This is a genomic window from Paracoccus sp. 22332 (assembly GCF_052045125.1).
In the GTDB taxonomy this organism is placed as follows: domain Bacteria; phylum Pseudomonadota; class Alphaproteobacteria; order Rhodobacterales; family Rhodobacteraceae; genus Paracoccus; species Paracoccus haematequi_A.
Genome location: NZ_JBQEOI010000005.1, coordinates 101,394 through 116,953 on the forward strand (window position 1 = coordinate 101,394; position 15,560 = coordinate 116,953).

A 15,560-nucleotide genomic window follows, 5' to 3' on the forward strand; every position below is an offset into this window, starting at 1 on the left:
TACGTTAACGGCATCTGGGGGTTTCCGCTATTGCGGCATTTCGGCAAGCGCCGGTATGTCTGGGAAAACAGTTCGAAAGCTGGCGCATGATGGCCAATGACACTTCCCTGCGTCGCGTTCTGATGACAGAGACACGCGACCTGCATGTCCGCCTGGACGATGCGATCGGCAGCTTTGCCGACCCCGCCGCCTATCGCGCCTTTCTGTCCGGCAGCTATGCGTTCCGGGCGGCGGTCGAACCGGCGCTGGCCCGCCCCGGCTGGCAGGTGCAGCGCCTGGCCCCGCTGATCGCGCTGGATCTGGCCGATCTGGACATGCCCCGTCCCGCCCTTCCCGATGCGCCGGTGCTGGCGGACCCGGCGGCCCAGGCCGCCGCCTGCTATGTGCTGGAGGGTTCGGCCCTGGGTGCGCGGCTGCTGGCCCGGCGCGCGGCGGACCAGGGCTTCACGCCCGAACGCGGCGCCCGCCACCTGGCCGCGCAGACCGGATCCCCGCGCCGCTGGCGGCAGTTCCTGGACTGGCTTGAGGGCGCCGACATTCCCCCGGCCCCGGCGGTGACGGCCGCGCGCGCGGTCTTCGGGCTGGCGCTGCGGGCCTATGGGGTCAAGGCGCCGGCATGAACGAAAACGCCCTCTCCGATGCTTCCCTGGTCGGCCAGCCCATCGACCTGACCAATTGCGATCGAGAGCCGATCCACATCCCCGGCAGCATCCAGCCCCACGGATGCCTTCTGGCCTGCGACAACACCGCGCGCCGGGTGGTGTATCGATCCGCGAATACGGCGGCGACACTGGATCTGCCCGGCGATCCCCTGGGCCTAACCCTGGCCGAGGCGATCGGATCCGAACCCGCGCACCGGCTGCTGAACGCCTTGGCGGTGTCGGGCCAGAAGCCGCGCCCGGCCCTGGCCTTCGGCGTGACTGTGAACGGCCGGGAACTGGACGCCACCATCCACCGCTTCAAGGGCCGCACGATCGTCGAATTCGAACCGGCCTCGAACCGGCTGGGGACGATCATCAGCCTGGCGCGCACGGTGATCGAACGGCTGCGCGCCACCGAGGACACTGAACGGCTGGTCGCCCAGGCCGCGATGCTGATGCAGGCGCAGCTGGGCTACGACCGGGTGATGATCTATCAGCTGGGCGAGGATGGCGCGGGCAAGGTCGTGGCCGAGGCCAAGCTGGACGACCAGGAAAGCTTTCGCGGCCAGTATTTCCCGGCCAGCGACATTCCCCAGCAGGCCCGCGCGTTGTATCTGCGCAATCCGATCCGAGTGATCGGCGACGCGTCCTTCACGCCGGTGCCGGTCCAGGGCGACGATTCCCAGGCCGAACCGCTGGATCTGTCCTATGCCCATCTGCGCAGCGTGTCCCCGATCCATTGCGAATACCTGCGCAACATGGGGGTGGCGGCGTCGATGTCGGTGTCGATCATCATCGACGGGGCGTTGTGGGGGCTGATCGCCTGCCACCACTACTCTCCCAAGGTGCTGGACATGGCGGACCGCGCGGCGGCCGAGATGGTGGGCGAGTTCTTTTCGATGCATCTGGACGCGCTGACCCGCAAGCAGGCGCGGGACGCCGAACTGGACGCGCGGCGCGCTCTGGACGACCTGCTGGTCGATGCCAGCCAGAACGAGGATGCGGGCCAGGCCCTGCAAAGCCGCTTGCCCGATCTGGCTGGGCTGATCGCGGCGGACGGCATCGCCATGTGGCTGGACGGGTGCTGGACCACCCTGGGCCACGCCCCCGACCGGGCGCAGGCCGCGCCGATCCTGGCGCTGTCCGAAGGTCTGCCCGAAGGCCAGGTGTTCCAGACCGACTGCCTGTCCGACCTGCTGCCCGATGCCCCCGACCTGACAGCCCTTGCCGCCGGGGTGATGATCATCCCGCTGTCGCGGCGGCCGCGCGACTTCCTGTTCTACTTCCGCCGCGAGGCCGTCCAGACGCTGGACTGGGCGGGCGATCCGAACAAGACCTATGCCACGGGCCCGTTCGGCGACCGCCTGACCCCGCGCAAAAGCTTCGCGATCTGGAAGGAAACCGTCCGCCACAAAAGCCACCCCTGGTCCGAGGCCGACCGCCGCTTTGCCGAGGCGCTGCGCATCGCCGTGGTCGAGGTGCTGCTGTTCAACAGCGAGGTGCTGGCCGACGAACGCTCGCGCGCCGCCGTGCGGCAGCGGATGCTGAACCAGGAACTGAACCACCGCGTCAAGAACATCCTGGCGGTGATCCAGTCCCTGGTCAGCCGCAAGCCCCGCGACGACGAGGCGTTGGTCGATTACGCCGATGCGCTGCGGGGCCGCATCCAGGCCCTGGCCTTCGCCCATGACCAGGTGGTCCGCGACGACCAGGGCGGGCTGCTGGGCGACCTGCTGGGGGCCGAGCTTGGCCCCTATGCGGGCGACGGCAAGCCGATCCGCCTGGACGGTCCCGCGGTGGCCCTGGACGGGCGAGCCTTTTCGGTCATGGCGCTGATCTTTCACGAAATGGCGACGAATGCCGCGAAATACGGCGCCCTGTCCCGGCCGGGCGGGCACCTGTCGGTGGACTGGCAGATCGACAGCGACGGCCATTGCCGGATCCGCTGGACCGAGGACGGGCTGGAGGGGTTGGTCCCGCCGCAGCGGTCGGGCTTCGGATCGGCGCTGATCCAGCAGTCGCTGCCCTTCGACCTGGGCGGCGAAAGCCGCATCGACTATCGCCCGCAGGGGATCGCCGCGGCCTTCATGCTGCCCGCCGATTTCATCCGCCTTGCCGATCCCGGCCCGCTGGCCCGGCCCCGGCCCATCGCGGCCCCGGCCTCGGTCCATCCCCTGTCCGGCCGCCGCGTCCTGCTGGTCGAGGATCAGACCCTGATCGCCATGTCGCTTCAGGCGGAACTGGAGGATCGCGGCCTGCACGTCACCGGCCGCGCCGCGACCGTCGCGGCCGCCCTGGCGCTGATCCAGGCCGATCCGCCGGATCTGGCGGTCCTGGACGTGAACCTGACGGGCGAGGATTCGCTGCCCGTGGCCGAGACCCTGCGCGCCCGGTCCATTCCCTTCGTCTTCGCCACCGGCTATGGCCGCGACATCGGCCTGCCCGAAGGCTTCGCGGACATCCCCATCGTCGGCAAGCCCTATCAGATCGGCGACATCCTGCAAAAACTGGCCGAGGCCGGGGGCTGGTCCGCCTGACCCACGACCCGGCTGCAAGGCTGCCATGCCGGCGCAATTTTCGGCGTGGCGCGCATTTCCTTGGGGCAAGTTTTGCGCTAGCGGGGGCGCCGACCGGCATCTTCCGCGATTCCGGCGCCCCACTTCCATGACAAGCGGATCAACGACCGATGACTGATCAGACGATTTCCGCGCCCACAGCGGCGCGCGGCGGCACCTCCGTCAACTCTCCGGCACGGGTGCTGCTGGCCAGCCTGATCGGCACGACGATCGAGTTCTTCGATTTCTACGTCTATGCGACGGCAGCCGTGCTGGTCTTTCCCGCGCTGTTCTTCCCGGCGGCGGATCCGACGACCGCGCTGCTGGCTTCTTTCGCCACCTTCTCGATCGCCTTCTTCGCGCGGCCCTTCGGCGCCATCGTCTTCGGCCATTTCGGCGACCGGGTCGGGCGCAAGGCCACGCTGATCGCGGCGCTGCTGACCATGGGCGTCTCGACCGTCATCATCGGCCTGCTGCCCACCTATGCCCAGATCGGCGTCGCCGCGCCCGCGCTGCTGGCGCTGTGCCGGTTCGGGCAGGGCTTCGGCCTGGGCGGCGAATGGGGCGGCGCGGTGCTGCTGGCGACCGAGAACGCGCCCGCGGGCAAGCGCAGCTGGTACGGCATGTTCCCGCAGCTTGGCGCCCCGGTGGGGCTGTTCCTGTCCTCGGGCTTCTTCTGGGTACTGCTGCATTTCATGAGCCAGGACGACCTGCTGGCCTGGGGCTGGCGCCTGCCGTTCCTGGCGTCGATCGTGCTGATCGTGCTGGGAATGTGGGTGCGCCTGTCGATCACCGAAACCCCCGAATTCGCCGAGGCCGTCAGGCGTGATCAACGCGTCTCGGTCCCCGTGGTCGAACTGTTCCGCCATCACAAGCGCAGCCTGTTCCTGGGCACCTTTGTCGCGCTGGTGACCTTCGTTCTGTTCTATATCTGCTCGGCCTGGCTGCTGTCCTATAACGTCAAGGTGCGCCAGATCGCCTTCATGGATGCGCTGCTGATGCAGATCTATGGCTCGGTCATCTTCGGTCTGGCGATCCCGCTGGCGGGCAAGATCGCCGATGCGACCGGGCGGCGGCCGTTCCTGGTCGTGGTCACGGTGCTGATCGGCGCCTTCTCGTTCCTCCTGGCGCCTCTGATGGGCGGCAGCGCGGCCAGCCTTTACGTCTTCATCACCGTCGGCATGTTCCTGATGGGGCTGACCTATGGCGTCATCGGCGCCGCGCTGGCCGCGCCCTTCCCGACCAAGGTGCGCTATACCGGCGCCTCGATCACCTTCAACTTCGCGGGGATTTTCGGCGCCTCGCTGGCGCCCTATGCGGCGACCTGGCTGCAACAGAACTATGGCCTGGCCCATGTCGGCTATTACCTGCTGGCAGCGGCGGTGGTCACGTTGCTGTGCATCCTGGCCTCGGGCCGGGACGAGGTCTAGTCTTTCCAGACAGTCGAAGGGAGGGCGGAGGGTGGTCGGCGGATTGCGCGTGCATCAGGCGGTGACGCTGCTGATCGGCGTCACCGGGGTCGCGCTGTTTTCGGTGCTGCACCTGCCGCTGCCCTTCCTGTTCGGGCCGATGATCGCGTCGCTGGTCGCGGCCCTTTGCGGGGTGCGGCTGGCCGGTCTGGGGCAGGCCTCGGTCGCGGCGCGGTCGGTTCTGGGGGTCGCCATCGGCGCATCGGTCACCCCGGCGCTGCTGGCCGAACTGCCGTCGATGCTGGCCTCGGTCGCGATCATTCCATTCTATATCCCCGCCATCGGCCTGGTCGGGGTGCCGTTCTTCCGCCGCTTCTGCGGCTTCGACCTGGTGACGGCCTTCTATGCCGCGATGCCGGGGGGCGCGGCGGACATGACCATCTTCGGGGCCGAAGCCGGGGCGAACATCCGCCAGGTCTCGCTGGTCCATGTGACGCGGCTTCTGGTGATCATGATCGTCGGCCCGCTGGTTCTGGTGGGCCTTTACGGCGTCGAACTGACGCATCCGGTCGGCAAACCCGCATCCGACATTCCGGTCCTTGAACTGGCCGTCATGGCCGCCGCCGCCCTGCTGGGCTGGAAGGCGGCCGAGCGGGTCGGGTTGTTCGGCGCGGCGATCCTGGGTCCGCTGATCGCGGCGGCGGCGCTGTCGCTGCTGGGCGTCCTGCACATGCGCCCCCCGCGAGAGGCGCTGTTGGCCGCGCAATTCCTGATCGGCATCGGCATCGGCGTCAGCTATGTCGGCGTCACCCTGCGCGAACTGCGCGAAACGGTCGCGGGCGGCGCGGTCTTCGTGCTGATCCTGGCGGTGATCGCGGGCGCAGTGACGGAGTTCGTCACCGTCACGGGCCTCGCCCCGCCGGTCGAGGGCTTCCTGGCCTTCATGCCCGGCGGTCAGGCCGAGATGTCGATGCTGGCCCTGATCGCGGGCGCCGATCTCAGCTTCGTGGTGGTCCACCACATCACGCGCGTGATCCTGGTGCTGACCGGCGCGCCGATCCTGTTCCGGCTGATCCGGCGGCGCGGGCGCGGCTAGGCCAGCGTCTGGCGCAGCACCGCGATCAGGTCATGGAAGCGGTCGCCCTGGACGATCACATGATCCCGCAGCGCCTGCGCTGCCGCCTCGCCGTCGCCGTCGCGGATCGCCGCGACGATGGCGTCATGTTCGGCGAAGGACCGGCCCATGCGGTTGCGGACCTGCAACTGCATCCGCCGATAGGGTTGCAGCATCGCGTGCAGCCGCGCGGCCTCTTGCATCAGGAAGGCGTTGTGCGTCGCGCGATAGATGCAGTGGTGAAAGTCCGAATTGCGCAGGTAATACGCCTCGACCTCGCCCGCCTCGGCCAGGCGGCGGCAGTCGTCATGGACCTGCTGGAAGGCGTCCAGTTCGGCCTGGGTGATGCGGCGGGCGGCCAGGCGGGCGCAGCTTGCCTCGATCTCGGCCATGACCTCGAAGCGTTCGGCCAGTTCCTCGGGCGTCCACTGGCTGACGAAAGTGCCGCGCTTGGGCATCACCCGCACCAGGCCCGAGGCCTCCAGTTGCTGGAACGCCTCGCGGATGGGGGTCCGGGAACAGTCAAATTCGCGCTCCAACGCCTCGGGGTCCAGGCGGGTGCCGGGCAGGTATCGGCCCGCGACGATGGCATCCTCCAGGGCGCGCCGGATGCGCAGGGTATTGGGAACGCTTGCCACGCCTGATCCTCCTGCCAGGAGTCTAGCCCAGCAGAGCAGAAACATCCAACAACAATTCTGTTATATACATCATGCGGACGCAGGCGTATAACCATGGCGGGGGGAGGATTCGTGCGGAGGCGGATCCCCTGATCGTCGCGCTATGGGGAGAGCCGCATGACACCACATCTGATTTCCATCTATGCCTTGGTCCTGATGTTCGTGATCGCGACCATCTGGCCGATCAACATGGGCGTTCTGGCCTTTGTCGGCGCCTTTCTGGTCGGCACGCTGCTGGCGGCGCAGACCACCAAGGACATCATCGCGGGCTTTCCGGGCGGGCTGTTCCTGACCCTGGTCGGCATCACCTGGCTGTTCGCGCTGGCCCAGAACAACGGCACCATCGACTGGCTGGTGCGCATGGCGGTGCGCGCGGTCAAGGGCCGCATCGGCGCGATCCCCTGGATCATGTTCGGCATTTCCGCGCTGCTGACGGCTGTGGGCGCGGTCAGCCCCGGCGCGGTCGCCATCGTCGCGCCCATCGCCTTGGGCTTTGCCTTCCGCTATCACATCAGCCCGCTGCTGATGGGCCTGATGGTCGTTCACGGTGCGCAGGCCGGGGGCTTTTCGCCCATCAGCATCTATGGCGGCATCACCAACGGCGTGGTCGCCAAGGCGGGGCTGCCCTTGTCGGCGATGACCACCTTCGCGGCCAGCTTCGCGGTCAACGCGGCGGTCGCGGCGATCCTGTTCATGGTGTTGGGCGGGCGCAAGCTGATGGCCGCGCGCGACGTGATCGAAACCGTAAACGTCCCGCATGTCGATATCGCCCGCGCCGCCACCGGCCCGCAGATTTTCGGCGACAGCGAGGCCGAGGCCCTGTCCCGCCGCATCGGCGCGGAAGCGGGCGGCGATTCCAACCGACTGGTGGCCGAGGTGGACGAGGGCAACCAGCCCGACGGCACGCCCTATCAGATCTTCACGCTGGCCGGGCTGGTCCTGCTGGCGATCCTTGTGCTGGCCTTCAACCTGGACATCGGCTTCGTCGCCCTGACCATCGGACTGGCGCTGGCGCTGTGGAACCCGACCATGCAGAAACGCGCCATGGCTCAGGTCGCCTGGCCGGAAATCATGCTGATCACCGGCGTTTCGACCTATGTCGCGGTGTTGCAGGCGATGGGCACCATCGACTTCGTGGGCGATTCCGTGGCCGGCATGGCCTCGCCCCTGCTGGCGGCGCTGATGCTGTTCTTCATCGGCGCGGTGGTGTCGGCCTTCGCCTCGTCCACCGCGGTGCTGGGGTCGCTGATCCCGCTGGCGGTGCCGTTTCTGCAGGGCGACAACGGCGTCAGCGCCATCGGTTTCATCGCCGGGATGGCGGTCGCGTCCACCATCGTCGATGTCAGCCCGTTTTCCACCAATGGCGCGCTGGTGCTGGCCAATGCGCATGGCGTGGACAAGCAGGCCTTCTTCCGCAAGCTGCTGAACTATGGGGCCATCGTGACCGTGGTCGCGCCCGTGGTGCTGTGGCTGATCTTTGTCGTGCTGCCGGGCTGACCCGACGGCACCCGTCCCAAGGAGACACGCGTGACCAGGACCGTGCAGACCTCTCGCTCGAACCGCTTCGGCGACCTGTTCGACATGTTGACCGACCGGGGCCGCGCCCTGCTGCGCTGGCGCGATCCGGCGGGGCAGGTGACAGCGCCCCCCGGCCTGCCCGAGATGGGCGAATTGCTGCTGTCCCGGCGGGGCGAGGCTTCGGGCGTGGCCCTGGCCCGCGCCCTGGTCGCCGCCTTCGAGGACGCGGACGAGGGCAAGCGGCTGGAGTTTCTGGCGACGCTCGCCGACCGCTTCGGTCCCGATCCCAAGGCCGTCGGCAAGGCCGTGGCGGCCATCCAGGCACAACCCGATTCGGTCGAGGCCCTCGAGGCGCTGCACAATGCCGCCGAACCCCGCCGCCAGGAACTGTTCCGCCGCCTGAACCTGGCCCCCGGCGGCACGGCGGCCCTGGTCCGCATGCGCGAGGAACTGCTGCGCCATCTGAAGGACAACCCGTCCCTGCGCCGGGTGGACAGCGATTTCGCGCATCTTTTTGCGTCCTGGTTCAACCGAGGTTTTCTGGTGCTGCGCCATATCGACTGGAACACCCCCGCCGCGATCCTGGAAAAGATCATCCGATATGAGGCCGTCCACGCCATCCAGAACTGGGACGACCTTCGCAACCGCCTGCAACCGACCGACCGGCGCTGCTATGGCTTCTTCCACCCGCAACTGGTGGACGAACCGCTGATCTTCGTCGAGGTCGCGCTGACCCAGGCGATCCCCGACACCGTGGCCCCGCTGCTGGATCTGGACCGCACCCCCATCGAGGCCGATCAGGCGGACACGGCGGTGTTCTATTCCATTTCCAACACGCAGCGCGGTCTGGCGGGGGTGTCCTTCGGCAATTTCCTGATCAAGCAGGTGGTCGAGGATCTGAAGGCCGAACTGCCCGACATCCAGACCTTCGTCACCCTGTCGCCGGTGCCGGGCTTCGCCGCCTGGCTGGCCAAGGCGCGGCAGGGGGACGACCTGCTGGACGACGACCTGCGCGCCGCCTTGAAGCCCCTGGACCAGCCCGGCTGGCATGTCGATCCCGACGCGGCGCAGGCCCTGCGCGCGCCGCTGCTGGCCGCCGCCGCGATCTATTTCCTGCGCGCCCGCGACGCGAGGGGCCGGGCGGTGGATCCCGTCGCCCGCTTCCACCTGGGCAACGGCGCCTGCCTGGAGCGGCTGAATTTCGGCGGCGACGTATCGGCGAACGGATTGAAGCAGTCGCACGGGCTGATGGTCAATTACCTCTATGACCTTGACCGGATCGAGGCCAACCACGAGGCCTTCGCCGAACGCACCGAGATCGCCGCATCGGATTCGGTGCGACGCCACCTGCCCGCGCCAACCACCACGAAAGAAAAGCCATGACCGCCAACCTGTTCCACATCCTCGAATCCGGCATCGCCGATCCTGACGCCACCGCCATCGAAACCGATGCGGGCGGGCGCATCAGCTATGGCGATCTGGTCGCCCGCGCGGGGCGGATGGCCAATGCGCTTGTGTCGCTGGGCGTGAAACCCGGCGACCGGGTGGCGGCGCAGGTGGAAAAGTCGGTGCAGGCGATCATCCTCTATCTGGCCACCGCGCGCGCGGGCGCGGTCTTTCTGCCGCTGAACACCGGCTATACTCCGGCCGAGATCGACTATTTCATCGGCGATGCCACGCCTGCGGTCTTCGTCTGCGACCCGGCCAAGGCGGATGCGCTGGCAGATGCCGCCGCGCGGGCCGGGGCGCGGATCGTGACGCTGGATGCCAAGGGGCAGGGCAGCCTGACCGACGCGGCAGCCGACGCCCCCGCCGGTTTCGCCACCGTGCCGCGCGATGCCGACGATCTGGCCGCGCTGCTGTATACGTCAGGGACGACGGGGCGGTCCAAGGGCGCGATGCTGACCCATGGCAACCTGGTGTCGAACACTCAGGCGTTGCGGGAGGCGTGGCGCTATACGGCGGATGACGTGCTGATCCACGCGCTGCCGATCTTCCATACCCACGGGCTGTTCGTGGCGACCAACGTCACGCTGTTTTCCGGCGCGTCGATGATCTTCCTGCCCCGGTTCGACCCGGACAGGATCATCGCGCTGATGGACCGGGCGACGGTGCTGATGGGCGTGCCGACCTTCTATGTCCGGCTGTTGCAGGACGACCGGCTGAACCGCGACACGACCGCGCCTATGCGGCTGTTCATTTCGGGGTCCGCGCCGCTGCTGGCCGAAACGCATCGCGAATGGCAGGATCGCACCGGCCACGCCATCCTGGAACGATACGGGATGACGGAAACCAACATGAACGCCTCGAACCCCTATGACGGCGACCGGGTCGCGGGCACCGTCGGCATGCCCCTGCCGGGGGTTCAGATCGTCGTGACCGATCCCGACACCGGCGCGGAACTGCCGCAGGGAGAGATCGGCATGATCGAGGTGCGCGGCCCCAACGTCTTCAAGGGCTATTGGCAGATGCCGGAAAAGACCGCCGCCGAACTGCGCGAGAACGGCTTCTTCATCACCGGCGACCTGGGGAAATTCGATGATCGCGGATATCTGCACATCGTCGGACGCGGCAAGGATCTGATCATCACCGGCGGCTACAACGTCTATCCCAAGGAAATCGAATCCGAGATCGACGCGCTGCCCGGCGTCGTCGAATCCGCCGTGATCGGCCTGCCGCACCGCGATTTCGGCGAGGGCGTGACGGCGGTGGTGGTGCCGGCCGGCGCGGACGCGATCTCCGAAGCCCAGGTGCTGGCGGCGCTGGACGGCCGGCTGGCAAAGTTCAAACAGCCCAAGCGGGTGCTGTTCATCGATGAACTGCCGCGCAACACCATGGGCAAGGTGCAAAAGAACCTGCTGCGCGACCGATACGGCGACCTGTATCGCTGACCGTTCCCACGCGCGGGGCAAGAGGGCGGGCTTCGACCTGCCCTTTGTCGTTTTCGGGCCTTGCCACCGTCAGGGTCGCACAGTAATGAGACGTAATAACATATCAATTACGGAGCGATGACGATGGAACAGATCTGGCAGATGGCGGCTGCGGCCTTTGTGGCGGCCCTGGCGATGGGCAGCCCGGCGATGGCCCATGACCACAAGCATGACCACAGCCACGACCACGCGCATCACCATTCCCAAGCGGAAAAATCGGTCCATGACGGCTATTTCGAGGATGCCCAGGTGCAGGCCCGGCCCCTGTCCGACTGGCAGGGCGACTGGCAGTCGGTCTATCCCTATCTGGCCGACGGGACGCTGGATCTGGTGATGGCGCACAAGGCCGAACACGGCGACAAGACCGCCGAGGAATACCGCGCCTATTACGAGACGGGCTACAAGACCGATGTGGACCGCATCGCCATCGACGGCGACAGCGTGACCTTCCATCGCGGCGATCAGGCCGCGACGGGCCGATACGCCAGCGACGGCCACGAGATCCTGACCTATGCCAAGGGCAATCGCGGCGTCCGCTTCATCTTCAAGAAGGTCGAGGGCGATGACGCCGCGCCGGACTTCATCCAGTTCAGCGACCACCGCATCGCGCCCGAGGCGTCGGACCATTTCCACCTGTATTGGGGCGACGACCGCGCCGCGCTGCTGGACGAGGTGACGAACTGGCCGACCTATTATCCGGCCTCGCTGGACGCGGACGGGATCGTGGCGGAGATGCTGGCTCACTGACCCCGGCAGGGATCAGGGCGTGCTGGCCAGCAGCGCGCGCAGTTGCGACGGGAACAGTTGCAGGATCAGCGTTTCCGTCATGGCCGCGCCCTTGCCGTCCACATAGGCGCGCAGGTCGATCGGATCGTCTCCGGGGCCGAAGGACAGGTCGAACAGCGCCCGCCAGTAATCCGTGCCCACCACCGGATAGACGGCGGTGTTCGACACCTGCGCCTGCGCCGTCGTCGCCGCGACGGTCAGCCCGTCCTCGCGCCCCAAGCCCGCGAGGTTCGGCCCGGCAAAGTCGCAGACGACCTTGACCACGCCCTTGGGGCGCGGCTGGCCCGGCACCCCGCCCGCGCCCAGGCGGACGGCGGTGAAATGGCCGATGGTGCTGACCGCCGGGTTGTCGCGCACCCAGTCCAGCCGATAGGCGAAATCGTGCTGCTGGCCCTTCGCGGTCGGCCCGGCGGGCTGCCAGAAGGCCACGATATTGTCGTGGATCTCGTCATCGGTGCGCAGCTCGGTCAGGACCACCGCGCCATCGCCCCAATCGCCCTGCGGCGTGACCCAGGCGCTGGCGCGGCGGTCGTAGAAAACCCCGTCGTCCTGGTACTGGGCGAAATCCCGTTCCCGCTGCATCAGCCCGAAACCCCTGACCGAGGGCGCGTGGAAGCTGTTCACCCGGGTTCCCGGCGGATTGTTCAGCGGCCGCCAGATGCGCTCGCCATTGCCTGCCAGGATCTCCAGCCCGTCGGAATCGTGGACCTCGGGGCGCCAGTCGGGGGCGATGTGGCGGTCCGTCTTGCCGAACCAGAACATCGAGGTCAGCGGTGCGATGCCCATCCGTTCCACGGCGTTGCGCAGGAACACCGTCGCGGTGATGTCCTGCGACACGCCGTTGCCGCGCCGTGAGACGATGCGATAGGCGCCCGTCGCGCGCGGGCTGTCCAGCAGCGCATAGGCGGTCAGGTCGCCGTTCTCGGCCGGTTCCAGCCAGAAATGGGTGAACAGCGGGAATTCCTCGGGTCCGTCGGGGATCGCGGTATCGATGGCCAGCCCCCGCGCCGACAGCCCGAACTGCCCGCTATAGCCCGAGGTCCGCCAATAGGAGGCGCCCAGGAACGCCATCCAGTCGATCTCGGTCTTGGCGTCCTGGACGCGGAAGCCTGCGAAACCCCTGGTCCGGGTCAGTTGCCGGGCCGGGTTGCCTTCGGGAATGTCGAACAGGTCCAGCGAAAACGGCACCTCGGTCGCCATGCCGTCCTGGACCGTGTGGATGCGCACGGGGTTGCGGAAATACATGCCCGGAAAGAACGGCTGCACCGGAGAGATCCGGCCCTGGCCGCGCCACAGGCTGCGGTCGGCGCGGAAGCGGACCTGGTTGTGGCGGTCGTAATCCACCTGGTCCAGGATGTCGGCATCGGGAATGTCGTCGGGGACATGGGGACGGGTGGCCATGTCGCGGGCCATGTCGCGCAGCCGGTCGAAGGAAAACGGCTGGCCTTCGCCGGATGCGCCTTGCGCGCGGCCCAGATGCGGCAGCAGGAAGAACGCGCCGCCGCCTAGGGCGGATTGCAGCAGGCGGCGGCGGTTGAAACGGTCGATGGTCATGGAAACCCGGATGGCTGGCCTTTGGCGGCATCAAATGTTTGCTTCTGCCGCAAATGCAAGGCCATGCGCGGGGTTCGGCGGTCCCTTGCCGCCGAATTGCCCGATCTGTCGCGCCATTGCCATGGCGATGGCCAGGCCGCGCAAGGCGCCCCGGCCCCCCATGTTGCCAGATGAAGTCACCAGATGAAGTCGTCCGCATCCAGTTCGCGCAGCCGGGTGTCCTGGATCACCAGCGAATGACTGCCCGCGCGGATGACGACATCCGACCCGCTCTGGCTGGCGGCGGCGCGGATGCTGGAAAAGCTGGTGAAGGCGGAAAAGGCCGACAGGTCGATCTGATCGTCGCCGTTCTCGAAATCGGTGATCCGGTCGCGACCGCTGTTGAAGATGAAGCGGTCGGCGCCTTCGCCCCCGGCCATCACGTCGTTACCCCGGCCGCCGTTCAGGATGTCGTTGCCCTCGCCGCCGCTGAGGCCGTCATTGCCCGCCTCGCCCAGCAGCACGTCGTCGCCCTCGCGGCCCCACAGCTTGTCGTGGCCCGCGCCCGAGCGCACGCTGTCATTGCCCTCTCCGGCGTCGATGCTGTCATTGCCCGTCAACGAGACGGCGGAATCGTTGCCCTCGCCCAGGACGATATGGTTGTGCCCTGCGCCGGCGCTGACGATGTCGTTGCCCTCTCCGGCGTTGATGCGGTCGCTGCCGTTGCCGGCCCAGATGCGGTCGTTGCCTTCGCCGCCGCTCAGCACGTTGTTGCCTTCGCCGCCGTGGATCTGGTCGTTGCCCTCGCCGCCGTGGATGGTGTCGTTGCCGCCGCCGCCCGACAGGGTGTCGTCGCCGGACCGGCCATAGATCAGGTCCGCCACGCTGGTCCCGTTATAGCGGTTGTCGCCGTCGTTTCCACGATAGGTCGCCATGTCGTCTTCTCCTGCAAGGGCGGTAAAGGGGAAGGGGCCGCGCCGCCCCGCCCATGGCCGCCGCGCCCGCCAGGCGGGGCGGGGCCGTGTGCCCCTCCGCCTGATGCAGCGTTTACGGGCGGGAGAGGGGGTTATTCCCGGCGGGACGGATCTTTTCCATCGCGGCAGCAAAAAGGCCCCCGAGCCGGGGGCCTTTCGAAGGATGGTGTCGGACAGCGTGCTATTCGGCCAGGGCGGCCGCCTCGTCCTCGGGGGTCAGCGGATCGCCCGCGCCGGTCCGGGCCAGCCAGTCGTCCAGGGCCGCGATGTCGCCCGATGCCGGGACATAGCCGTCGGTCGCCGTCATGACGCTGGCGAATTGCCGCTGCCAGCCGCCGTCGTCGCGGCAGGCGACGCTGACCGTCACGCGGGCGTCCTGGGCGGTTTCGTATTCCCGGCAGAACATCCCTTCGGCCGTGCGATAGGAGGCGATCATCGTCAGGTCGCGCCCATCGTCCAACATCGCCGCTTCGCCCGAGGGCAGGCTGTCCAGGGCCGCGATCTCGGCCTGTTCAAGACCGGCGGGCGCGCCGCCCATCTGCCACCAGCCCAGCCCCACCAGGGCCGCCGTCAGCCCGGCGGCAATGGCCGCCCAGGGCGCGCGGTTCCGGTTGGCCGCCCCCGCCGGAGTTGCCGGGGCAGGGGCCACGGGCGCCTGCGCGGGGATGCTGGCCGCGCGGATTCGCGCGATCAGGTCGTCGTCGCTGCTCTGTCCGGCCGGGGCCGCCGACAGCGCGCGCAGCCGCGCCCGCGTTTCGGTGAACCGGCGCAGCCGGGTCTGGGCTTCGGGATCGTCGGCAATCGCGGCCTGGACGCGCGCGGCTTCGGCCCCGTCCAGCTCTCCGTCCGCCAGGGCCATCAGGGTTTCATCGTCAATCTGCACGGCCGGCTCCTTTCGAACGGGTGTAGGGGGGATACGCCTGGCGCGTCATCTTATTCCCAGCTTTTCCGCAAGCGCCAGCCGGGCGCGGGACAGGCGGCTCATCACCGTGCCCTTGGGGATGTCCAGGACGGCGGCGGCTTCGGCATAGCTGAGTTCCTCGATGCAGATCAGGTGCAGGATCTCGGATTGTTCCGGCGGCAGGGCCTGCATGGCGTCCTGGGTGGCGCGCAGCATCAGCCGCGCCTCGACCGCGCGGTCGCCGTCGTCGGCCAGGGCCTCGGGCATGTCGAAGACATCGACCTGCACGCCTTCGGTGCGCTGCCGCCGCGTCATGTCGATGAAGGCGTTGCGGGTGATGCGGAACAGCCACGGCTCCAGCCGCGCGGCCGGATCATGGCTGTCCGCCGCGCGGATCGCCCGTTCCACGGTGGTCTGCACCAGGTCGTCGGCCAGATCCGGGCGGCGGGCCAGCGACATCGCATAGCGGCGAAGATTGGGCAGAAGCCGGATCAGGGCTTCGCCGAAAGCTGCGTCCATGCC

General features: G+C 68.1%; 13 protein-coding genes. 8 read left to right on the plus strand and 5 right to left on the minus strand.

What is annotated here, in order from left to right:
- Positions 1-122: 122 nt before the first annotated feature.
- The 4 genes from ACTJI6_RS07690 (at position 123) to ACTJI6_RS07705 (ending at position 5,701) form a co-directional block, all read left to right on the plus strand.
- Positions 123-620 (plus strand): biliverdin-producing heme oxygenase, encoded by a 498-nt coding sequence (locus ACTJI6_RS07690; protein WP_126153711.1) that lies wholly within the window; start codon positions 123-125, stop codon positions 618-620.
- A complete protein-coding gene (locus ACTJI6_RS07695; RefSeq protein ID WP_440799300.1) occupies positions 617-3,178 on the plus strand; it encodes an HWE histidine kinase domain-containing protein in 2,562 nt (853 codons plus the stop codon). Before ACTJI6_RS07690 ends, ACTJI6_RS07695 begins: the two co-directional genes overlap by 4 nt.
- Before the next feature lie 149 nt (positions 3,179-3,327).
- Complete coding sequence (locus ACTJI6_RS07700) at positions 3,328-4,626, plus strand: MFS transporter (RefSeq protein WP_440799302.1); 1,299 nt, start codon at positions 3,328-3,330, stop codon at positions 4,624-4,626.
- Between the two features lie 31 nt (positions 4,627-4,657).
- Positions 4,658-5,701, plus strand: coding sequence for an AbrB family transcriptional regulator (locus ACTJI6_RS07705; protein ID WP_440799304.1), 1,044 nt, complete (start codon positions 4,658-4,660; stop codon positions 5,699-5,701).
- On the opposite strand, the gene ACTJI6_RS07710 is transcribed toward ACTJI6_RS07705, so the two are convergent.
- On the minus strand, positions 5,698-6,357 hold the full coding sequence (locus tag ACTJI6_RS07710; RefSeq protein WP_126153714.1) for a GntR family transcriptional regulator: 660 nt from the start codon (positions 6,355-6,357) through the stop codon (positions 5,698-5,700). The genes ACTJI6_RS07705 and ACTJI6_RS07710 overlap by 4 nt on opposite strands.
- Before the next feature lie 156 nt (positions 6,358-6,513).
- Here ACTJI6_RS07710 and ACTJI6_RS07715 point away from each other — a divergent pair, with 156 nt between their 5' ends.
- The 4 genes from ACTJI6_RS07715 to ACTJI6_RS07730 all read left to right on the plus strand — a co-directional run bounded on the left by ACTJI6_RS07715 (position 6,514) and on the right by ACTJI6_RS07730 (position 11,591).
- Positions 6,514-7,893, plus strand: a complete 1,380-nt coding sequence (locus ACTJI6_RS07715; RefSeq protein WP_126153715.1) for an SLC13 family permease — start codon at positions 6,514-6,516, stop codon at positions 7,891-7,893.
- 84 nt (positions 7,894-7,977) lie between these two features.
- Entirely contained in the window at positions 7,978-9,297 is a 1,320-nt protein-coding gene (locus tag ACTJI6_RS07720) for a malonyl-CoA decarboxylase (RefSeq protein WP_440799789.1), read from the plus strand.
- Complete coding sequence (locus ACTJI6_RS07725) at positions 9,294-10,805, plus strand: malonate--CoA ligase (protein WP_440799306.1); 1,512 nt, start codon at positions 9,294-9,296, stop codon at positions 10,803-10,805. The genes ACTJI6_RS07720 and ACTJI6_RS07725 overlap by 4 nt, the downstream gene beginning before the upstream one ends.
- 123 nt (positions 10,806-10,928) lie before the next feature.
- Positions 10,929-11,591 carry a metal-binding protein ZinT gene (locus ACTJI6_RS07730; protein ID WP_440799308.1) on the plus strand — a complete coding sequence of 221 codons (663 nt, stop codon included), beginning with the start codon at positions 10,929-10,931 and terminating at the stop codon, positions 11,589-11,591.
- Between the two features lie 12 nt (positions 11,592-11,603).
- Here the strand turns inward: ACTJI6_RS07730 and ACTJI6_RS07735 are convergent, their stop codons facing one another.
- The 4 genes from ACTJI6_RS07735 to ACTJI6_RS07750 form a co-directional block, all read right to left on the minus strand.
- Positions 11,604-13,184 (minus strand): glucan biosynthesis protein, encoded by a 1,581-nt coding sequence (locus ACTJI6_RS07735; RefSeq protein WP_440799310.1) that lies wholly within the window; start codon positions 13,182-13,184, stop codon positions 11,604-11,606.
- Positions 13,185-13,360: 176 nt separating this feature from the next.
- On the minus strand, positions 13,361-14,098 hold the full coding sequence (locus ACTJI6_RS07740; protein ID WP_440799312.1) for a calcium-binding protein: 738 nt from the start codon (positions 14,096-14,098) through the stop codon (positions 13,361-13,363).
- A gap of 220 nt (positions 14,099-14,318) precedes the next feature.
- Positions 14,319-15,020 (minus strand): anti-sigma factor family protein, encoded by a 702-nt coding sequence (locus ACTJI6_RS07745; RefSeq protein WP_440799314.1) that lies wholly within the window; start codon positions 15,018-15,020, stop codon positions 14,319-14,321.
- Between the two features lie 45 nt (positions 15,021-15,065).
- A complete protein-coding gene (locus ACTJI6_RS07750; RefSeq protein WP_440799316.1) occupies positions 15,066-15,557 on the minus strand; it encodes an RNA polymerase sigma factor in 492 nt (163 codons plus the stop codon).
- Positions 15,558-15,560: the final 3 nt, after the last annotated feature.